Origin of the sequence: Nocardioides sp. YIM 152315, assembly GCF_029210375.1 — a bacterium.
Lineage (GTDB): Bacteria > Actinomycetota > Actinomycetes > Propionibacteriales > Nocardioidaceae > Nocardioides.
Map to the genome: position 1 here is coordinate 114412 of NZ_JARGER010000043.1, position 20215 is coordinate 134626.

Below are 20215 nucleotides of genomic sequence, written 5' to 3' on the forward strand. Positions count from 1 at the left end.
TAGGATCTCGTCATGGAGAGCAGCGTCCCGATCCTGCCGAGCCGTGACCTGCGCGAGACGCTCGCCTTCTACGAGGCGCTGGGCTTCGACAACCGGGGCGCCCCGCCCGAGGAGTGGGACTACCTGATCCTCGCCCGCGGCGACCTCTGGCTGCACTTCTTCTCGATGCCCGAGGTCGACCCGCTGAGCACGGCGGCGAGCTGCTACCTGTACGTCGACGACGCCGACGCCCTGCACTCCGCCTGGGCCGAGGCCGTCGTGCCGGACCCGCCGACCGGCAGCCGGGTCGTACCCCCGACGACGACCGACTACGGCATGCGCGAGTTCGCCGTCGTCGACCGCAGCGGCAACCTCGTCCGCGTCGGGACCCAGGTCGATCAGTAGCGCTCGACGTCGACCCGGGTGACCTTCCGCGCCGGCAGCCGCTCGCCGGCCAGCACGTCGTCGACGGACCGGTCGCCCTGCAGGTAGCGGGCGAAGAATGCGGTCACATAGGCCCGCGCGACCCGCCGCTCGGCGTAGTAGCCGAGGGTGTCCTGCAGGTCGTCGGGGTCCCAGGCGTAGCACCTCTCCGATCGACCGCGCGGGTGCATCGCGTCGTCCTCGGCCCCGGCCAGTCCGCTGTGCTCGGCCCACCGCGAGTTGAGGTTGTTGTGGTTGGCGCCGTGCACGGTGATCGCGATGTTGACCGGGTTGTCGCCGCGCCTGGCCAGGCGGTTGTAGGAGTCGTCGCCGGTCGCGTCGCAGCCACCGATCCAGCTCAGCAGCGGCACCTTCGTGACCTTCAGCCGGCGCGTGCCGTGGTCGAGGAACGGCGGCTCCGCCGCGGCCAGACCGAGGACCGCCCGGAAGCGGACGCCCGCGGGCACGCGGTGCCGATGCGAGTCGGCGGCGGCCCACATCATCCCGCGGCCGCCGCGGGAGTGACCGAGGAGGCCGACGTCGCGGAAGTCGGCCGCACCGCGGAGGTCGGGCGACGCCGCGCGGCCGGTCGCCACGTCGGTGAAGGCGCCGACGAGCGGGCCCGCGCCGTCGTCGACCAGCCGCTGCCACAGCCGCAGGTGTTCATAGACGAGTACGCCGCGGGCGCGGTCCGCCACCTCGCCGAGCTCGCCGGCGTTGATGCCGTTGGCGCTGATCGACACGACGACCATGCCGCGGGCGGCGAGCGAGCGGCCGAGGTAGCCGTAGCCGCGCTCGCTGTGAATGCCGTGGAGGCGGCCGCGACAGGGCCAGTCCTGGCTGGTCCTGCCGGTGGTGTTGTCCGCGCAGCTCCAGAAGAGGCCGTGGGCGACCACGACGACCGGCAGCCGTCTGCCGGCGGCGTGCGCGGGTGCGTAGACGCGGCCCCTCAGCTCGATCGGCGCCAGGTCGTCCGTCGGCATCCCCTGCGCGTCCATCGCGTGGAAGCCCGGCACCCGGAAGGCGTCGTCGCCCAGGTCGTAGTCGTAGACCTGCACCCGCGTGTCCACCCTCCCCGGGTCCGAGCCCGTCGCGGGACCGGCCGTCGGCACGGCGAGCGTCACGGCGGCGAGGGCGAGCGCCGCCAGCAGGGTCATGATCCTGGTCATGCGGGCATGGTGCCGCCCCCGTGTCAGGAACCTGTCAGGAGGAGGTCACGATCCCGACAGGACCAGCCGCACCGAGGTGCCGACGCCGACGGCGCTGGAGATCGTGGCGGTCCCGCCGTGGGCCTCCGCGATCTGGCGGACGATCGCGAGGCCGAGGCCACTCCCGCCGGTCGCGCGGCTCCGGGCGGGGTCGGCGCGGCGGAAGCGGTCGAAGACGTGCGGCAGGTCGTCGGCGGGGATCCCCTCACCGGTGTCGACGACCTCGAGGACCCCGGTGCGACCACGCAGCGTGACGGTCCCGCCGACCCGGGTGCGGCGCAGCGCGTTGGCGACCAGGTTGCCGACGGCCTGACGCAGCCGCACGGGGTCGGCGTGCACCCGGGCGCCGGGCTCCACCTCGACCCGCACGCCCACGCCGGCCGCACCGCTGGCACCCCGGAACGACTCGGCGACCTGGTCGAGGAGGTCGGCCACGTCGACGTCGACCGCGTCGAGCCGCAGCTCCCCGGCGTCGCCGAGAGCGAGGTCGTGCAGGTCGTCGACCAGCCGCTGCAGGAGCAGCGTCTCCTCGTGCAGGCTCGCGAGCAACCGGTCGTCGGGCTCGACGAGCCCGTCCTCCGCCGCCTCGATCCATCCGCGCACGTTGGCGATCGGGGTGCGCAGCTCGTGGGAGACGTCGCTCACCAGTCGTCGTCGCGCCTCCTCGAGCTGTTGACGACGGTCGGCCATCTCGTTGAACGCCCGGGCGACCTCCCCGACCTCGTCGCGGCGCCCGGCGGGGACGCGTGCGTCGAGGTCGCCGTCCCCCGCCCGGTGCGCGGCGGCCGCCATCCTGCGCAGCGGCCGCACCACGCTGCCCGCGAGCAGCAGGCAGAGCAGCAGGGTCACCAGCAGGACGCCGCCGGCGAGCAGCGCGATGCGCACCCGACCGGCGGTCGACAGGTCCCAGAACACGTCGGCCGACCCCTCGTCGCCGATGTACAGCAGCGCCGGCGCTGCCACGTGCCCGTCGTACCAGGCCCGGCGCGCGTCGGCGGCGCACCGCGCGACCACCCCGTGCTGCTGCCGGAAGCCGACGACGACGCCGAACGTGCCGGTCAGGTCGCGGGACCGCGGCAGCCCGACGCGGACCAGGCACGCGTCGACGTCCTCGCGGAGCGCCGCCCACCTCCGCGGCAGCACCTTGGCGGCGAGCTCCTCGGTCGGAGGTCCCCGCTCGACGAGCGCGAGGGGTACGACGCGGGCGTCCATCGGGTCCGGCGGTCCGACCGTCCACAGCCGGCACCCGGACGATCGCGCGCACTCGACCGGGACGGCCGCCGGGACCACACGCGCCACCTCGGGGTCGGCGCCGGTCGCGAGGACCGGGTCGATCGCGAAGGCGTCGACCGTCGCCCGCGACCGGGACGGCGACCGGGCGGCCCGGTCGCCCTCGGAGTCGACCAGCACCCGCCCGGCCTCGTCGGTGATCGTGAGGTGGCGCCCGGCCTCGCGCGCCAGCCGCACGACCAGGCTGTCGGCCCCGGTCCATCGCGCATGGGTCGCGGCGTACCCGACGAGCTCGTCGTAGACCCGGGCGTCGGTGTGCAGCGAGTCCTGCTGGGACTCGCGGACGGCAACGGTCGTCGCGCGCACGGTCGCCCAGGTCGCCGCGACGACGGCCAGGAGCGCGATCAGGGCACCGATGCCGACCAGGCGCACCAGAAGGCTGCGGCGCCAGGGCACCCGCACGTCGTCCACGATCAGTCCGACACCGAGAGCGAGTAGCCGATGCCGTGCACCGTGCGGATCAGCGCGGGGTCGAGCTTCTTGCGGAGGTTCGCGACGTGGACGTCGACGGTGCGACTGCCGCTCCAGCCGGCGCGGTCGTGCAGCTCGGCGAGCAGCTGGTCGCGGGTGAAGACGCGGCCGGGCTCGGCGACCAGCGTCTCGAGCAGCCGGAACTCACCCGGGGTGCACTCCACCGCCTGCCCGCGGAAGCGCACCTCGTGCGTCGCCGGCGACACCGTCAGCGCCCCGGCACGCACCGCCGCCGGGGCGGGGCCGCTCGTCCTCACCCGGTGCCGGCGCAGCAGCGAGCGGGAGCGCGCCATCAGCTCGCGCGGGCTGTAGGGCTTGGTCAGGTAGTCGTCGGCACCGAGGTCGAGTCCGTCCAGCAGGTCGTCCTCGGTGGCGCGCGCGGTGAGCATCAGGATCGGCACCGTCTCGGTCTCCGGAGCCGACCGCAGGATCCGGCACACGTCGAGGCCGTCGAGCCGAGGCATCATCACGTCGAGGACCAGCAGGTCCGGCGCGCGGCGGCGTACCGCGTCGACCGCCGCGCGACCGTCGGAGACGACCGTGACGTCGTGGCCCTCGGCCACCGCGTAGCGCCGGATCAGCTCCGCCTGCTTGGGATCGTCCTCGGCGACCAGGATCCGTGCCACGGGGCGACCCTACGTGGCGCGACTCCTGCTCAGGTCGACGTGCTGCCGTCCTCCGACGACGCGACCTTGTCCCTCAGCGCCTGCTGGGCGTGGCCGGCCCGGTCGGCGACCTCGTGGGCCGCCTGGCCGGCCTTCTCCTTCGCCAGGCCCTGCGCCTGGCCGACCCGCTCCTGGACCCGGGGGTCGCGCCACGCGGCCTGCGCCTTCTCCGCGATCTGGTCATAGCGTCCCCGCCCGGCGCGCGCCCCCAGCACGTAGCCGACTCCCATCCCGACGAGGAACGACAGCTTCCCACCCATCTCGGCCTCCCGATGTCTCGATTCCCTCACCCCCTGCGGTGTCCGCGCGCAGCGGAGGTCATGCACCGGCGTCCGGGGTCGCCGCCGGTCCCGCCCGGCGGTGGCTGCGGCTCGGTTTCACCCCACCCGAACCGAGCCTGAGCCACCGCCACCCGCACCGCCCGGCGGGTGCCGCGCGCCGGACGGCGTTGCCAGCGGCTCGGTGGGTACCGGACGGCATGACGACATTCGGGCTGGTCGTGATGATCGTCGTGACGGTCGGCGTGGTGGTGGCGATCCTGCTGTTCGAGAGGCGACGAGCCGAGGGGATCGAGCGCGACCTGGCCGACGAGGCGAGGCGACGTCGCCGGCGGTGACGCACCGGCCACGACTCATCCGGATCGGGTAACTGGCCGGCTCCGGCCCGGTTTTACCTTCGCGGACGAGTGCCCCGGGTGACAGCGGGAAGGACGAGGTCTGGCCCTGTCGCCTCCCGAGCGAGCACCCCATGACTCTCACCTCCACCCCCGCCGATCTCTGGATGGACCTCGACGAGGCGCACGGCACGGTCTTCCTCGGCGGACAGCTCGATCCCCGCGGCTGCGCCCACGTCGGCACCGCGGTCCTCGGCTGCATCTGTCGTGCCCCGGGGATCCACGTCGTCGACATCCTCCAGGTCGACGTCCTCAGCAGCTCGGCGATCCAGCTGATCGACCGCGTCCGGCACCTCGTGGCCGCCCACGGCCAGACGCTGCAGATCGTCTGCCGTCCCGACACGCCGGGGCACGCCGCGCTCTCCGCGGTCGGGCTCGGTCCGCACCTGGTCGCGGCTGCGGACCCTGCCGCGGCGGAGCCGGTGCCGCACTGACCTCACCCGCCGCGCGACGAGTGCGGGTCGAGGCGCAGGGAGCGCAGGCGCTCGACGGCGTCGCCCGCGAGGACGGCGTACGTCATCGTCACGTCCCCGCGGGCCAGGCCGCGCTGGATCGCGGCCCCGGCCAGGTCGGGGTCGGCGCCGCTCGACAGGACCAGCAGCACCGACCAGCCGGGCGCGATCGCCGCGCGCAGCTCCCCGAGGATGCGCTCGTCGACCCCGGTGCCCTCGAGAGCGGCCGCCATCGTCGGCACCTGGTCGCGGAAGGTCGGGCGCAGCAGCACCTCGACGAGGGCGCCCAGCACCCAGCCGCCGCGCGGCGACGGCGCCCGGAGGTGGCCGATGCGCGGACGGTGCGTCCCGGGGACCCAGGTCACCGTGATCGCGTCCTCGACGGCGACCGCCCCCCGACGCTGCAGCTCACGCAGCCGGACATGACCGGCGGCGGCACCCATCGGCGAGTCGTAGGCCCACACGGTCAGCGTGGGCCGCGAACCCCACTCCTCGGCCCTTCGTACGTCGGCACCCGCGTTCATCTCGACCACAGCTCCCTGCCGGAACCGTACCCCCGCCCCGCGTGGATCACGCCGCGCCGACGGTCAATCTTCGGTGCCCGGACGAGACACCCGGCCGCCCCGATGCGGCACGGCGTCGTCGAGAATGGGGTTCCATCAGGCGTCGGTGGCGCAGTCGACGACGAAGGGCGAGACGGATGCCAGAACAGCCGCACGACCGGCGGGCCGCGCGGGCCGAGCGAGCAGACGCCCACCGGGAGGCCCAGCGGCGCCAGCGCGCGCAGGAGTCGGCGAAGGCACAGGTGCTGCTGGACAGGTTCGTCGACGAGGCGCGGCGCGCAGGCATCGCGACCGAGGAGCTGACGGCACGGCCGTGGTCGGGCGGGCGCCGGTACCGGACCGGGATTAGCGGGTGGTACCTGCGCAACGACGGGTCGGTCGGGGTGGATGCGGACGGGCGCTACTACGAGCTCGTGGTGGCGCCGGTGCGGTTCGGACGATGGCGGACCGTCCGGGTCGAGCCCACCGCACCGCCACTCCAGGTCGGTGAGGGAGCGCGGGACGGGGAGTCGATCGCGCTCGCGGACCTGGTGGAGATCCGCCTGCGCCGAAGTTGACGGGCCGTGGGTCTTGCCGCCGGGCGGCGACAGGGGCAGGCTGGCCTCAGGTTGGGAGTCTCCGGGTCCGGCTCACGCAGCCCGGATCCGGAGACCGACTTTCCACGACGCCTAGCCTGCATTCACCGATTCTCGCCTGCTGCGCGCCACCATTCGGGCACGCTGGCTTCGTTGCCGCCGCTCGGAAGACGCCCGGTATGCCTTCGCGACGGACGCCTTGCCATCGCACCCGCCTGGTGACGCTCGCGACGCCGACAATCGGTGAATACAGGCTCAGAGAGCCAGCACCTGACCGTCGGCGGCCAGCTGGCGCTGGAGCCGCGACGGGTCGACCCGCTGCACGGCGACGTCGCCGCTGACAGCCAGCGCGGCGGCGAGACCGGCGACGTGGCCGAGCATCTGGTACTGCGGCTCCATCCGGATCGAGCTGAAGGCGACGTGCGACGCGGACAGGCAGACGGGGACGAGCAGGTTGGCGCAGTCCTCTGGTCGCGGGGTGAGCGCGCCGTACGGGATCGGGTAGGGCGGCACCGGGACGGAGAGGTAGCCCTCACTGACGACCTGGGCGATCGGGTCGGGGTGCTCGTGGACCCAGCGCCAGCCGCGCTGCACCTCGCGGACGTCGAGGTGGTAGGAGCCCATCGCGACGGTGTCCGGCCAGGACGACGGTCCGAGGAGGTCGTGCTCGGTGAGGTGGACCGCGCCGTGCATGCGACGGGCCTCGCGGACGTAGAGCTGGTGCGGCAGGTGGTCGGTGTCGGCGAACTCGTCGGCGGGCAGGCCCCAGCGCGACATCTCCCGGCGTACGCCGACGGGCACGGCGTCGTCGTGGGCCAGGAACCACAGGAAGTCCTGGGCGTGGTGCAGGTGGTGGAGCCGGATGCGCTCGCGCTCCTCGGGCGACGCGTCCGGGTAGTCCCAGGCCGAGGTGTCGAGCACGCTGAGGGAGAAGGGCCCGAGCGAGTTGCCGTCGCACTTGCCGCCCGGCAGATTGGGCTCGAGACCCAGCAGGTAGCCCGCCGGCACGTCGACGCCGGAGGACTCCCAGTGCCGGAAGAGCCGGCGGCCGAGCTCCCAGTGAGCCTCGTCGTACCCGTCCCGGCGCCGGAACGGGATGCGGTCGGCCGCGGTCGTGAGGCAGACGCGGTAGCCGTAGGACATGACCCCGCCGTCGCCCTCCCCCACGTCGGCGAGCGGCCGGTCCGAGATCTGCGGCAGCAGCGACCCGTCGTCGCCGAAGGGCGAGATCCAGTCGGGCATGCTGTGCCGCCCGGGCACCACCTCGCGCCGGCCGGCGAAGCGCTCGCCGTGGAGCGAGCGGGACTCCCGACCGACGGAGCAGGGCACACCGGCCGCGGCCATCAGGTCGGCCTCGTACGACGCGTCGACGTACACCGCGCCGGAGAAGTCGCCCGCGGTCGTGGTGAGCGACGTGATCACCGCGTCGGACACCTCGACGGACAGCAGCCCGGCGTCGAAGACCACGCGGACGCCCGAGGTCTCGAGCCACCGGGTGAAGATCGCCTCCGCGACGTGCGGCTCCGGGCCGGCGTAGTGGCCGACGGGCACCCCGTAGTGGTCGGCGACCGCAGCGCGGAACTCAGCCGCCATCCCACCGAGCACGCGGACGTCGCCGACGTCGGTGTAGCCGAGACCGCCGGAGGTCATGCCGCCGACGTGCCGACCGGGCTCGAGCAGCACCACCGACGCGCCCGCCCGGGCGGCGGCCACCGCCGCGCACACGCCGGCGGACGTGGCGCCGTGGACGACGACCTCGGCGGAGGAGCTCATCGCGACCACCACGCGGCGACCTGCGCGAGGTCTGCGCCCGTGATCTCCTCGCGGCTGTTGTCGATGGCCTCGACGTAGTAGAGCGACGGGACGCCCAGGCCGGCCTGCTGCTCGGCGTACCCCAGCCAGTCCGCGCGCGTCTGCATCGGCCACTGGTCGGTGTCGACGAGGTGCAGGGGCATCGCCCGGCTGACGACCGCGTGCCGGAAGCGCAGCTGGTCGACGGCGGGCACCGGTCTGCCCCCTGCGTCGCTGTCGAGCACGTCGTTGAGCCGCACCATGTCGCAGACGTCGCCGAACGACGGGTGCGGCGTGTGGGTGATGACGAGGGCGTCCGGCTTCGCCTCCTTGGCCCCGGCGTAGATGGTGCGCAGCAGCGTGTGCAGGAGCGCGACGCCCCACTCCTCGCCGTGGGCGACGAGGGACTCCCCGCTCGGCGCGCGCTGGGTGAAGTCGACCTTGAGCCCGTCGGCGTCCAACCCGTCGGGGCCGAGCAGCGCGTGCATCGTGCGGCGCAGCCGGTCGCGGTAGGCCGGGTTGCTCGGGTCGGCCGCGACCGGCCGGCCGAGCGCGTCGAGCACGCACTCCGATGCGGGGAGTCCGTGCGGCGCCCAGGCGCGCCACCACAGCAGCACCCGCTGCCCGGCGGCGTGCCGCTCCGCGATCCACGCGCGCAGGTCGGGCCACTTGTCCGTGTCGACGTCCGGCAGGCCGTAGTCGGTCTGCCACTGGTCGTCGATCACGATGGTGCCGGGCTCGATGCCGTGCTCGTCGAGCACGCCCAGCCAGCGGTCGTAGCGGTCCTGTCGGGCGAGCGACATCGCGGGCCCCGCGCCGGTGCGGGCCGCCTCGGCGCACTGCGCGCCCCAACCGCAGAAGATCGTGCGCGACCACCAGTCCTCCGGCGGGTGCACGGGGCCGCGCACCAGTCCGTGGTCGTCGAGGTGGGCCCGGTGGTCGGCGACCGCGTCGTACGGCGAGGCCGCGGGAGCGATTATCAGGCGCGGCGAGGTCCACGACTCGGCGACCCGGGTGTGGCCCTCGTAGTCCAGCCGCACCACGAAGCCGCCGTCGACCGGCTCGTAGCGCACCTGCGTGAAGGTCATCGACTCGACCTCTTCGCGCAGGCCCAGGCCCAGCCACTGCCCGCCGGGGATCGCGGTCGGGCCGACCGGGTCGTCGGTGCCGAGCACCAGCAGCAGCGGCGGCGGGGAGAAGATGCCGTTGAGGCGGCCCGGCTCGGCGTCGCCGACGATCCCCAGCGTGACCGACGACGTCGCCGGCCGCACCACGGCGACCGGCTGGGTCGGTGTCGGGTCGAAGACGCTGCGCGCCACCAGCTGTGACCGGAAGGTGCCGGCCGCGCCGGTCGGCAGCACCGCGCGGCCGCCGAGCAACGCGACCTCGGAGATCGTGCCGGGCCCGGCAACCTCCACGTGCACCTCGACGCCCGCGGGGGTGCAGGTGATGACCGTGGCCTTGTCGCGCCAGGCCGACGTCGCCTGGTCGACCTCGAGCACCACCCGCGTCGCCGACTCCTCCACGACGCCGACGGTGCCGACGTCGTGGGTCTCGTCGCGCCCGTCGGTGCGGTCGACGGTGGCCAGCAGGGAGAGCCGGCCCCAGTCGGTCCCGTCGACGACGAGCCGGGCCGCGGCGCCCCGGCGTGGCAGGGTCAGCGTCCAGCGTTCGGCACGGACGACGAGCTCGTCGTCGGTCTCGGTGAGGGAGAGGTCAGGCACGCGGGCTCCGTCGGACTAGTGGGCGTGGTTGCGGATCAGCTCGGCGTAGGAGCGACCGGAGTCCTTCACGATGCGCTCGCCGGTGCGGTAGTCGACGTAGGTCAGTCCCATCCGGGGCCGGTAGCCCATCGCCCACTCGAAGTTGTCCATCAGCGACCAGTGCAGGTAGCCGCGCACGTCGGCGCCGGCGTCGACCGCCGCCTCGACGGCGAGCACGTGGTCGCGCAGCAGATCGGTGCGGCGCACGTCGTGCACACGGCCGTCGTGCGTGGGCGAGTCGCCGTAGATGCCGCCGTTCTCGGTGATGAACATCGGGGTGTCCGGGTAGTCCTCGTGCAGTCGCAGCAGCAGCCCGGTCAGCGACGACGGCACGACCTCCCACGACTCGTCGGTGCGGGGCACGTCGCCGCGCGGGCCGACGACCCGCCACGGGAAGGGACGTTGGGGGGTGACCTCGGCGTGTGCCATCACGCGCCGCGTGTAGTAGTTGATGCCGAGCCAGTCGCTGCGACCCGCGATCGCGTCGGCGTCGCCGGCCCGGATGAAGTCGAGGGGCTCGCCCAGCGCGCGCTCGTAGTGCTCCCACATGTCCTCGGGGTATCCCTTGGCGAGCAGCGGGTCGAGGAACCAGCGGTTGACGTAGCCGTCCGACCCCCGGGCGGCGGCGACGTCCTCGGCCGCGTCGCTCGCGGGATCGCAGGGGAAGAGGCTGAGGGCGCAGCCGGCCTTCGCGCCCGGGTGCCGGTGCAGCACGTCGGCGGCGACGCCGTGGCCGAGCAGCACGTGGTGGGCGGCGCGCACCGACTTGCCGAGGTCGGCGACGCCCGGGGCGTGCAGACCGAGGTGGTAGCCGAGCAGCGCGATGATCCACGGCTCGTTCTGGGTCACCCACCACTCCACGCGGTCGGCCAGCCGGTCGGCGACGGCCTCGGCGTACTCCGCGAAGGCGCCGACCGACTCCCGCCCGACCCAGCCCTCGTGGCTCATCAGCGCCTGCGGCATGTCCCAGTGGTTGAGCGTGATCATCGGCGTCACGCCGATGTCGAGCAGCGCGTCGGTGAAGCGCTCGTAGTGGTCCAGCGCGCGCGTCTCGACGCGGCCGCGCCCGTCGGGCAGCACGCGCGACCAGCCGATGGAGTAGCGGTAGGCCTGCAGGCCCAGCTCCTCGATCAGCGCAACGTCGTCGCGCCACAGGCGGTAGGAGTCGCAGGCCACCGACGCGTCGCCGCCGCCCTCGATCGCGCCGGGGAGGCGGGCGAAGGCGTCCCAGACGCTCTCGCCGCGGCCGTCGACGTCGAGGCTGCCCTCGACCTGGTGGGACGAGGTGGCAGCTCCGAAGAGGAAGCCGTCCGGGAAGGGCACGGGTCGCTCACTCCTGTCCGAGGTCGAGCAGCATCGGGTCGAGGTTGAATCCCTCCAGGCGGAGGAGGGGCGGTCGGTCCCCGGTCCAGGAGATCGCGAAGCTCCGCGACTCGCCCGGCAGCAGGGGGTTGGGGTCGCCGTGCACGGCGACCAGCCCGGCGTCGTACGCCGGGCGCGCGTCGGCCAGGGTCGGCCCGACCACCAGCGGACCGGTGAGCTGGGCGACCTCGACGACGGCGCGGTCGGGACCGGTGTGGGTGACGGTGGTCGCCACCGAGGCGCGGTCGAGGTCGAGCACCGGCGACCAGTCCGGCGCGGTGGTCAGCAGCTCGACGGTCCGGTCGAGCACGGTGCCGTCGGCCGCGGTCCAGCGCGCGTCCCAGCAGAGCACCGCACCGGCCGGAGCCGAGGCGGGCGAGACCGTCGCCCGCACGGCGGGCTCGCCGACCGAGGCCAGGTCGCGCCACCGCCAGCCGTCCACGGGCTTGCCGTCGTGGTCGACGAGGAGCAGCCGCAGCGTCGACCCGGTGGCGACACCGCCGGTCGACCACAGCCACAGGTCGGCGGCGGGTGCCGCGTCCGGCCAGGCGGCGCGGTCGACGCGCAGCGTCACGCGGTCGTCGGCGAACGCCCGCGTGACGGCGTGGTAGGCCGGCTTGGGCTCACCGAGGTGGTCGACGACCGCGGTGCACCAGGCGTTGGGGAACGACTCGGCGAGCTGCCACGGCAGCACCATCGAGCAGCGGGGCGACCGACGCCGCAACGCCTCCACGGCGTACCGGAGACCCGTGGCCTGGAGCAGCTGGCTGGCGCGCCGCACCGACGCGACGTCGGTGAGCCGGTGACCGAACGACTCCTGCACGAGCGGCTCGTTGTCCCACCACTCGCCGAGGTGGCGCATGACCGCGTTGGTGCGATCGAGCGGCCAGCGGTCGGCCTCGGGCACCAGCCGCTCGAACGAACGAGCGTTGGCCATCCCCTCGACCCCGAACTCGGTGTGGGCCAGCGAGGTCCGGGCGTCCCAGTGCGCGTGGTGGCCGTCGAGCCCCTGGTGCTCCCACGGTCCGTGCTCGTCGGCGCCGGCTCCGCTCGGCGAGCTCGGCACCCAGTGTCGGCCCGGGTCGAGCCGGGCGACCTCGTCGCGCAGCGCGGCCAGCACGGGCGAGGTCGACTCGTCGCAGGGGTGGCCGCCGTCGTCGAGCTCGTTGCCGCCGCCCCACATCAGCAGGCAGGGGTGCCGCCGGCGCGGAGGTACGACGACCCGCGCCTCCTGACGCATCATCGCGACGAAGCCGGCGTCGGTCGCCGGCGCGCTCTGGAAGCCCGAGCTCGACTGGGAGAACTCCTGCCAGACCAGCAGGCCGGCCTCGTCGCAGGCGTCGTAGAACTCCGGGGTCTCGAGCAGCCCGCCGCCCCACACGCGCAGCAGGCGGGCGCCCGACGCGGCGGCCAGCCCGACCAGGTGGCGGACCCGGTCGAGGGTGACCTCGCCGTGCAGGGCGTCGACCGGTGCCCAGTTCCAGCCGACGAGAGGGATGCGCTCCCCGTTGACCTCGACCGTGTAGGGCAGCGCGTCGGCGGGCGCACCCCGGTTGGGGAGCATCCGCACCGACCGGAAGCCGGTCCGTCCGGACCACGCCGCCGAACCGACGCCGGGGTGGCGCAGCGTCACCGTGTAGAGGGGTTGCTCGCCGTGCCCGCGCGGCCACCACGTCCGCGGTGCGGGCACGGCGAGCTCCACTGCGATGCGGCTCTCGTCCCGAGGACGGGCCGCCACCGACTCCTCGGCCACCACCGTGCCGTCGGGGTCGGAGACCGTGCAGACCAGGAGGTCGTCGTCGTACGTCGTGCCGTCGAGCCGCGCCTCGACGCGCACCCGCCCGCGGCCGTCGTCGAGGCTCGCCGCGAGCACGACGTCGTGGAGGTGCAGCCGCCCGACGCGCAGGCGCACCGGCCGCCAGAGGCCCTGGTGGGGCAGCCGCGGGCTGAAGTCCCACCCGTAGTTGAGTCGCGGGGCGTGCAGGCGCACGTCCTCGGTGCGGCCGACCTGCGGCACCGACGGCGGCACCGGGTCGACCACGACGGCCAAACGGTGCGGTCCGGGCCGACGCAGGAGGTCGGTCGCGTCGGCCCGGAGCTGGTGGAAGAGGCCGGACACCCGCCCGATCTCGGTGCCGTCGACGAAGACCCGGCCGCCCGGGTCCGCGCCGTCGAGCTCGACGACGACGCGGTCGTCGGGCCCGAGCGGCGGCACCTCGAGCGGGCGGCGCAGCACCCAGTGCCGGTCGGCGGTCCATTCGACGGCGCGACTGTTGCGCCCGACGTAGGGGTCGGGGACCTCGCCGGCGCGCACCAGCGACCCGACGACGGAGCCGGGCACGCGGGCGGGGTGCCAGCCGGGCGCGGCAGCGGCGGCCGTGGCCGCGTCGGCGACGTTGTTGCCGGCCGTGTTGTCGGGCTGGTGCAGCGGCTTGTCGACGTACCACTGCCAGGTCTGCCCGAGCGCCTCCCGCAGGGTCCAGCCGCCGGACAGGTCCGGGTGGGCCGCTTCGGTCACCCCTTGGACCCGGTGGTCGCGATGCCGTCGATGAACTGCCGCTGGCCGAGGAAGAAGAGGATGATCATCGGGATCGTCGTGATGACGCTCGCGGTCACGATGATCTCCCAGTGCCACTCACCGCCGAAGCCGAACTGGTCGACCAGCGTCTTCAGGCCGCGCGGCACCGTGAACGTGTCTTGGTCGCGCAGGTAGATCAGCGGCCGCATCAGGTCGGTCCAGGCCGCCTGGAACTCGAAGAGCAGCGTCACGATGAGCGCCGGCCTGCACAGCGGCACCGCCATCCGCCAGAAGATCGACCAGTGCCCGGCACCGTCGACCCGGGCCGCCTCGAAGACGTCGCGGGGCAGCCCGAGGAAGAACTGGCGGAGCAGGAAGACGTAGAAGGCACTGGCGAAGAGGTTCTGTGCCCACAGCGGATTGATCGTGCCGACCTGGCCCAGCGCGTCCCAGATCAGGTAGGTCGGCACCATGGTCACCGCCCCGGGCAGCATCATCGTCGCCAGCAGCAGCGCGAACAGCGCGTTGCGTCCGCGGAACCGGTAGTAGCTGAAGCCCCACGCCACCATCGCGCTGCTGATCGTGACCGTGACTGCCGCGAGCACCGTCACGATGACGGAGTTCATCATCCACAGACCGAGCGGCGCCTCGTTCCACACGTCGACGTAGTTGTCGAAGGTGAACGTCTGCGGGATCAGCTTGTTGTCGAACACCTCGCCGCGCGGCTTGAACGACGCGCTCAGCAGCCAGACGAACGGGTAGATGAAGACGATCGTGAAGGCGACCAGGCCGGCCCAGGCCAGCAGCATCTTCACCGTGATCCGGTGCGGCTGTCGCGGCGGCTTCGACGGCCCCGGGACGACGGCGCCCTGCGCGATCGTCTCGGCCTCGGGGGCGCGGGTGGCGCTCACGTGTTGTCACCGCCCTCGTAGTAGACGAACTTCTTGCTGCCCCAGAACTGCAGCGCCGTCACGACCATGACGATCACGAACATCAGCCAGGCCAGGGCCGAGGCGTAGCCCATCTGGAGGAACTCGAAGGCCTGCTGGAAGAGGTAGATCGCGTAGAACAGCGCGGCGTCGTTGCTGTACGTCGAGTTGCCGGCCCCGAAGAAGGCCGTGTAGGCCTCGGTGAAGGACTGCAGCGAGTCGATGGTGTTGATGATGACCACGAAGAAGATCGCCGGGCTGATCATCGGCACCGTGATCCGCCAGAAGCGCTGCCACGGGCTCGCGCCGTCGACCATCGCGGAGTCGTAGAGCTCCTGAGGCACGTTCTGCAGCGCCGCCAGGAAGATGATGATCGTGGCACCGATGGTCCACAGGCTCATCAGCACCAGGCCGGGCTTGACCCAGTTCGGGTCGGTGGTCCAGGCCGGACCGTTGATGCCGAAGATCCCGAGGAACTCGTTGATCAGGCCCTGCTGTCCGTTGAAGAGCAGCAGCAGGAGCACGCCGATCGCGACGGGGGGCGTCATCTTCGGCAGGAAGAACGCGGTGCGGAAGAAGCCGGTCGCGCGTGCCGCCTGCTTGAGCAGCGTCGCCAGCGCGAGGGAGACGATCACCTTCGCCGGCACCGACATCAGCGTGAAGACGAACGTGTTGCGCAGCGCCAGGCGGACCTTGTCGTCCTCGAGCATCTCCCGGTAGTTGTCCAGCCCGACGTACGTCGGCGGGTTGATGACGTCGTAGTCGGTGAAGGACAGGTAGGCGCTGTAGATCACCGGCCAGAGCGTGAAGACCAGGAACCCGATGATCCACGGACTGATGAACAGCAGCGCGGCTCGGGTGTCGGAGCGCTGCTGCGGGCTCGAGCGGCGGCGGCCCCGCCGCGGAGACCGCGAGGTCTCCGCGACGGGAGCGTCCAGCTGGGCTGACGACATGTCTTCCTTCTCAGTCGCTCATCCGGGTGATGGGGCGACGACCTACTCGTCGTCCCACTTGCCCCAGGCCTCGTCGAGGGCCGACTGGGCCTCGTCCTGCGCCTGGTCGAGCGCCTCCTGCGGGTCCTGCTGACCGTTGAGTACCCGGTTGACCGCGTCCTGCCACGCGGTCTTGAACTCCGCGTCGGCCGGGTTGGCCGGCAGCGCGAACGTGTGGTCGTTGGCCGCGTACATCGCCTCGACGCCCGTCTTCCACGGGTCCTCGTTCGCGGTGGTCATGGCCTGGATCTCGGCGTCCGCCTCGTCGTTGCCGGTGAGCACGCCCGTGAACGGCTTCTTGTCCTTGTTGCGCAGGTCGAGCCGGGCCTGGGCCGCGGCCTTCCAGGTGTCGACCGTCGTCATCTCCTTGGCGAAGCGGCACGCGGCGCCCGGGTTCGGCGAGCCCTTCGGGATCGCCCAGGCCGAGCCGGAGGAGAACGCGATCGGGTTGTTGTCGCGGTCCATCACCGTCGAGTAGGCCATCGGCGCGTCCGGCGAGACGTCGTTGACGACGTTGAGGTACCACTGCTCCATCGGCATCGCACCGAGGACGTCAGTGGCGAACTGGTTGCCCTCGCCGAAGAAGTCGGCCGAGTCGCGGTAGGCCTTCACCTTGGCGAAGCCGCCCTGCTCGTCGTAGATGCCGACGGCCCAGGTCAGCGCCTCGACGACCGCGGGGTCGTTGAGCTGGGCGGTGCGACCGTCCTCGGAGAGGATGTCGACGCCGTTGGCGTGCGCCCACAGCGGCAGGAACTCGGGCAGCTTGCTGTCGTAGCCGATGATCTTCAGCTTGCCGCCGGGAGCCGAGTACATCTTCTTGGCCGCCGCCGTCACCGCGTCCCAGTCGTGGCCGTCGACGTCGGCGACCGTCAGCCCGGCCTGGTCGAGCAGCTTCTGGTTGGCCTGGGTGAGCTGGACCTGGTTGAACTCCGGGATGCCGTAGATCTCGTCGTCGAAGGTGACCTGCGACAGCGCGGAGTCGTCGTACTGGTCGGTGTCGATGCCCTCGCCGTCGATGCAGTCGGAGAGGGGGAGGATCGCGCCGCGGCTGGCGAAGGTGCCGATCTGGTCGCGGTTGGCGTAGACGAGGTCAGGCGCATCGCCGGAGGCGACCGAGGCCAGGAATGCCTGGATGTCCAGGTCGCCCTCGACCAGCTTGACCTTGGCGCCGCCGAGCGCCTCCTCGGCGACGTCCATGCGGGTGGTGGCGATCTCGTCACCGGCGCCGAAGCCCATCGCGGTGATGCTGCCGCTGTAGCTCTTGTCGGGGTCGAAGCTGCTGGCCAACGTGTCGTCGCTGTCGTCGCTGGTTCCCGACGCACAGGCGGAGAGGGCGAGCAACGCCAGGGACGCCACCGAGGCAGCGGCAAGACGACTCTTCATGGGACCGTTCCTCCGGAGGGGTGAGAGGCGCGTTCCGCGCGCCGATTCAGGGTGCCTCGGTGTGGGCTGCGTGACCGCCATCACTGTGGCATCGATTCCATGTGAGAACGTACCCACACCCTCAGTGACGGTCAACACTTTCCGCGGAACTTGTTCCCAGACCGTGACGAACGACCTCGACGAAGCGCCGCGCGCCCGTCGACACGGACTCGAGGACCGGGACGTCGAGGGCCGCCGCGTCCCCGAGCGCGGCCGCCATCGACGCCTGGGCGAGCACGACGACGTCGGCGCCACCGACCGCGGACCGCACCGCGTCGGCCACGAGAGCGTCGTGCCGGGCGAGGTCGCCGGCTCCGCGCGCGACCGCGGCGCCCGCGACGACCTCGGCGGTGACCGTGACCGCCTCGTGCCGGGCGGCCATCCGCTGCAGCAGCCGCTCGGTGGGGCCCAGCGTCGACCAGAGCGTGGCGAGGACGGCGACGCGGCCGCCGGCCGCGGCCGCGGTGCGCACCGCCTCCTCGGCCATCGCCTCGTCGACGCGGACCACGGGCACGCCGACGTCCGCACCGACCGCCTCGGCGGCCTCGCCGATCGAGGAGCAGGTGACCAGCACGGCCTCCGCACCGCCCCCGACGAGGTGACGCACGTGGGTGCGCACGCGGTCCCGGACCACCTCGTCGACCCCGACGTCGATCGCGCGGGCGAGCAGCGACGGGTCGGCGACGTGGGTGAGCACGAGCCCCGGCTCGAGCCCCGTGAGACGGCCCTGGAAAGTGTCCGCCAGGGCGGGGACGGTGTGGAGCAGACCGGCGGCGGTCACCGCGCCTCCCGCCAGGGACGGGCGTGGGCGTCCACGACCTCGCAGAGCCGCTCGAGCCGCGGGACCGACACCTCGCGCAGGGCGGTCGCGAGGTCCGGCGTACCGACCAGGTCGGACCAGAGCGCACGCCCGGCGAGGAAGCCGCTCGCCCCCGCACGGCAGGCCGTCGTGACCGCGCGCAGGAAGTCGTCGCGGTCGACGCCCTGCGACAGCACGACCCACGGGCCGGTGATGTCGGCGGCGAGCTCGCGGCAGCGCGCCAGCAGCTCGTCGTCGCTCCCCCGCCCACCGGACGGCACCTGCACCTTGTAGAGGTCGGCGCCGACGGGCGAGAGCTCGCGGGCGGCCTCGCGGATCGCCTCGTCGAGGTCCCAGGTGCCGGCGGCCTCCTCGTCGGGTGTCGCCCGGACGACCGGTTCGAGCACCGACAGCACGCCCCGGGCGCGGGCCTCCTCGGCGAAGCGCCGGGCGAGGTCGACCCGCGCCGGCCGCAGCTCGTCGCGGCGCCAGATCACCAGCAGCTTGAGGGCGCTGACGCCGCCGAGGTCGGTCGAGAGCACGATCTCGTCGAGCGCGGTCTCCATGACCGGCCCGCCGTCCTCCTGCGTCAGCTCGTCCGCGGCGAGGATCAGCCCGCAGCCGTCGGGCAGCAGCCCCTCGTCGCGGACGCGCTCGAAGCCGTAGTGCCGGTCGACGAGGAAGCCGGAGGCCAGCGGCCCGAGAGCGCGGGCGACCTCGAGCTTGAAGTCGGTCAGCACAGGGTCGGCCGGGCGGCCGGCCCCCGCGTCGTCGAACATCGTGCGCAGGCTCTCGCGCTGGTCCATCGCCACCATCGCGAAGCCGCCGCCGGGGCGGGCGATCGCATCCAGGGTCACGCGGGGGGTCATGCGGGGGGTCATGCGGGGTCCTTTCGTCGTGCCTCGCGCACGAAGTCGGCGAGCACCGCGGCGTAGCGGTCCTCGTGGACGGGAAGGGAGTCCGTGGGCAGCGCCACGGAGCCGGGCTCGACGAGCCCGGCGCGCTCGGCCGCGACGATCGCCGCGCCGATCGCGACCGGTTCGTGCTGCGTGACGAGTCGGAGCGGCCGGGCGAGGACCTCGGCCTTCACCCGGGTCCAGTCGTCGTTGCGGGCGCCCGGTCCGCCGAAGACCACGAACGGCCCGGTCGCGGCGCCCGGGTCCAGCGACCGCCCGACCGCGTCCATCCAGCGGGTCTGCAGCGCGAGACCCTCGAGCAGGGCGCGCAGCCGGTCGCCGTCGGTCGCCGCGCCGAGGTCTCCGACGACCCGCAGCCGCGCGCCGGGGTCGGGGTCGGGGCACTGCCGGCCGCGGAGGTGGGGCAGCACGAGGAGGTCGCTCGGACCGTTTGGGAGCTCGACCGCATCCGGGTCGAGGCCCTGGTCGGCGACCCAGGCGGCGTACGCCGCTCCGGCGCTGCCGTTGCCCGCGAGCAGGGCCCGCCGGGCGCCGCCGACCGTCCGCACCAGGCTCATGCCGGCGGCGTGCACCGCCGCCCGCTCAGGCGCACCGTCGAGGACACGGAGCACGACCTCGGTGGTGCCGAGGGAGTTCGCGGTGTCACCGGGCGCGCTGACCCCGCTGGCGTGGGCGCCGACCTGGTGGTCGTGCCCGGCGACCACGACCGGGATGCCGGCGGCGCGGCCGACGGGCCGGTCGCTCACCACCTCGGGGAGCCCGACGTGGGCGACGCCGGCCAAGGCGAGCAGGTCGGCGTCCCAGGCGCTGTCGTCGAGGAGATGGGCGCCGGTGCGGCCCGCGAGCGTGTGGTCGGTGGCCAGCGTGCCGGTCAGCGCAAGGGCGACGAGGTCCGCGGCGCCGGCCCAGCGACGCGTCCGGCGTACGACGTCGGGATGCTCGCGAGCGAGCCAGGCCCACGTCGCGAGCGGCACCTTGGGGCTCAGCCGCACACCGGTGCGGGCGAAGAGGCCGACCGGGTCCAGCTCGGCGAGCGTCGGACTCAGCGGTCGCCGGGCGTCCCACGTCAGCAGCTCGGTCAGTGGCCGGTCGTCGGCGTCGAGCGGCACGCCGGTCTCGGCCATCGAGGCGATGCCGATCCCCGCGGCGCCGTCGGCCACCTCGTCGAGCAGTCGGCGCGCGACCGCCACGAGTGCGGCGGCGCCGGTCGGCGTGGGGGCGCGGCGGAGCTCCCGGACCCGTACGGGCCGGTCGGACGCGGGGTCGAGGTCCACGCCGACGGTCTTGACGTACGACGTGCCGAGGTCGAGGCCGGCGACGCGTACGACGGGTCCGGGAGCCACCACCCCAGTTTGTCCGAAACTGAACAGATTTGCCAAGGATGTGCGGATCTTGACATCTCGGGTGTCTGCGCCCTTGGATG

The 20215-nt window shown here is 73.3% G+C and carries 19 protein-coding genes; 4 read left to right on the forward strand and 15 right to left on the reverse strand.

What is annotated here, in order from left to right:
• Positions 1 to 12: 12 nt before the first annotated feature.
• Positions 13 to 384 carry a VOC family protein gene (locus PZ894_RS19455; RefSeq protein WP_275747367.1) on the forward strand — a complete coding sequence of 124 codons (372 nt, stop codon included), beginning with the start codon at positions 13 to 15 and terminating at the stop codon, positions 382 to 384.
• On the opposite strand, the gene PZ894_RS19460 is transcribed toward PZ894_RS19455, so the two are convergent.
• From PZ894_RS19460 to PZ894_RS19475, 4 genes are read right to left on the reverse strand one after another with little or no spacing between them, the layout of a single operon-like run.
• Positions 378 to 1571, reverse strand: coding sequence for a hypothetical protein (locus PZ894_RS19460; protein WP_275747368.1), 1194 nt, complete (start codon positions 1569 to 1571; stop codon positions 378 to 380). The genes PZ894_RS19455 and PZ894_RS19460 overlap by 7 nt on opposite strands.
• 45 nt (positions 1572 to 1616) lie before the next feature.
• Positions 1617 to 3311, reverse strand: coding sequence for a HAMP domain-containing sensor histidine kinase (locus PZ894_RS19465; RefSeq protein WP_275747370.1), 1695 nt, complete (start codon positions 3309 to 3311; stop codon positions 1617 to 1619).
• A 2-nt stretch (positions 3312 to 3313) separates the two neighbouring features.
• Entirely contained in the window at positions 3314 to 3997 is a 684-nt protein-coding gene (locus PZ894_RS19470; RefSeq protein WP_275747372.1) for a response regulator transcription factor, read from the reverse strand.
• A gap of 29 nt (positions 3998 to 4026) precedes the next feature.
• Positions 4027 to 4296, reverse strand: coding sequence for a hypothetical protein (locus tag PZ894_RS19475; protein ID WP_275747374.1), 270 nt, complete (start codon positions 4294 to 4296; stop codon positions 4027 to 4029).
• 218 nt (positions 4297 to 4514) lie between these two features.
• Here PZ894_RS19475 and PZ894_RS19480 point away from each other — a divergent pair, with 218 nt between their 5' ends.
• Together PZ894_RS19480 and PZ894_RS19485 are read left to right on the forward strand one after the other, a co-directional pair.
• Positions 4515 to 4652, forward strand: a complete 138-nt coding sequence (locus PZ894_RS19480) for a hypothetical protein (RefSeq protein ID WP_275747376.1) — start codon at positions 4515 to 4517, stop codon at positions 4650 to 4652.
• 131 nt (positions 4653 to 4783) lie between these two features.
• Positions 4784 to 5143 carry a hypothetical protein gene (locus PZ894_RS19485; protein WP_275747377.1) on the forward strand — a complete coding sequence of 120 codons (360 nt, stop codon included), beginning with the start codon at positions 4784 to 4786 and terminating at the stop codon, positions 5141 to 5143.
• Positions 5144 to 5145: 2 nt separating this feature from the next.
• On the opposite strand, the gene PZ894_RS19490 is transcribed toward PZ894_RS19485, so the two are convergent.
• Positions 5146 to 5685: a hypothetical protein gene (locus tag PZ894_RS19490; protein WP_275747379.1), complete on the reverse strand. Its 540-nt coding sequence runs from the start codon at positions 5683 to 5685 to the stop codon at positions 5146 to 5148.
• 176 nt (positions 5686 to 5861) lie between these two features.
• Between PZ894_RS19490 and PZ894_RS19495 the strand changes: the two genes are divergently transcribed.
• Complete coding sequence (locus PZ894_RS19495) at positions 5862 to 6281, forward strand: hypothetical protein (RefSeq protein WP_275747381.1); 420 nt, start codon at positions 5862 to 5864, stop codon at positions 6279 to 6281.
• Between the two features lie 273 nt (positions 6282 to 6554).
• Here PZ894_RS19495 and PZ894_RS19500 read toward each other — a convergent pair whose 3' ends face one another.
• From PZ894_RS19500 to PZ894_RS19545, 10 genes are all read right to left on the reverse strand, one after another.
• Positions 6555 to 8072 (reverse strand): FAD-dependent oxidoreductase, encoded by a 1518-nt coding sequence (locus PZ894_RS19500; protein WP_275747383.1) that lies wholly within the window; start codon positions 8070 to 8072, stop codon positions 6555 to 6557.
• Positions 8069 to 9814 carry a hypothetical protein gene (locus PZ894_RS19505; protein WP_275747385.1) on the reverse strand — a complete coding sequence of 582 codons (1746 nt, stop codon included), beginning with the start codon at positions 9812 to 9814 and terminating at the stop codon, positions 8069 to 8071. The genes PZ894_RS19500 and PZ894_RS19505 overlap by 4 nt, the downstream gene beginning before the upstream one ends.
• Before the next feature lie 15 nt (positions 9815 to 9829).
• Positions 9830 to 11176: a GH1 family beta-glucosidase gene (locus PZ894_RS19510; RefSeq protein ID WP_275747386.1), complete on the reverse strand. Its 1347-nt coding sequence runs from the start codon at positions 11174 to 11176 to the stop codon at positions 9830 to 9832.
• Between the two features lie 7 nt (positions 11177 to 11183).
• Positions 11184 to 13733: a hypothetical protein gene (locus tag PZ894_RS19515; protein ID WP_275747388.1), complete on the reverse strand. Its 2550-nt coding sequence runs from the start codon at positions 13731 to 13733 to the stop codon at positions 11184 to 11186.
• Entirely contained in the window at positions 13730 to 14644 is a 915-nt protein-coding gene (locus PZ894_RS19520) for a carbohydrate ABC transporter permease (RefSeq protein WP_275747390.1), read from the reverse strand. The genes PZ894_RS19515 and PZ894_RS19520 overlap by 4 nt, the downstream gene beginning before the upstream one ends.
• Positions 14641 to 15615, reverse strand: a complete 975-nt coding sequence (locus PZ894_RS19525; protein WP_275747391.1) for a sugar ABC transporter permease — start codon at positions 15613 to 15615, stop codon at positions 14641 to 14643. Before PZ894_RS19525 ends, PZ894_RS19520 begins: the two co-directional genes overlap by 4 nt.
• 42 nt (positions 15616 to 15657) lie before the next feature.
• Positions 15658 to 17037 carry an extracellular solute-binding protein gene (locus PZ894_RS19530; RefSeq protein ID WP_275747392.1) on the reverse strand — a complete coding sequence of 460 codons (1380 nt, stop codon included), beginning with the start codon at positions 17035 to 17037 and terminating at the stop codon, positions 15658 to 15660.
• A gap of 121 nt (positions 17038 to 17158) precedes the next feature.
• Positions 17159 to 17857, reverse strand: coding sequence for an aspartate/glutamate racemase family protein (locus PZ894_RS19535; protein WP_275747393.1), 699 nt, complete (start codon positions 17855 to 17857; stop codon positions 17159 to 17161).
• On the reverse strand, positions 17854 to 18756 hold the full coding sequence (locus tag PZ894_RS19540; protein WP_275747394.1) for an aldolase: 903 nt from the start codon (positions 18754 to 18756) through the stop codon (positions 17854 to 17856). Before PZ894_RS19540 ends, PZ894_RS19535 begins: the two co-directional genes overlap by 4 nt.
• Positions 18753 to 20135, reverse strand: a complete 1383-nt coding sequence (locus PZ894_RS19545; protein ID WP_275747395.1) for an FGGY family carbohydrate kinase — start codon at positions 20133 to 20135, stop codon at positions 18753 to 18755. The genes PZ894_RS19540 and PZ894_RS19545 overlap by 4 nt, the downstream gene beginning before the upstream one ends.
• Positions 20136 to 20215 lie beyond the last annotated feature (80 nt).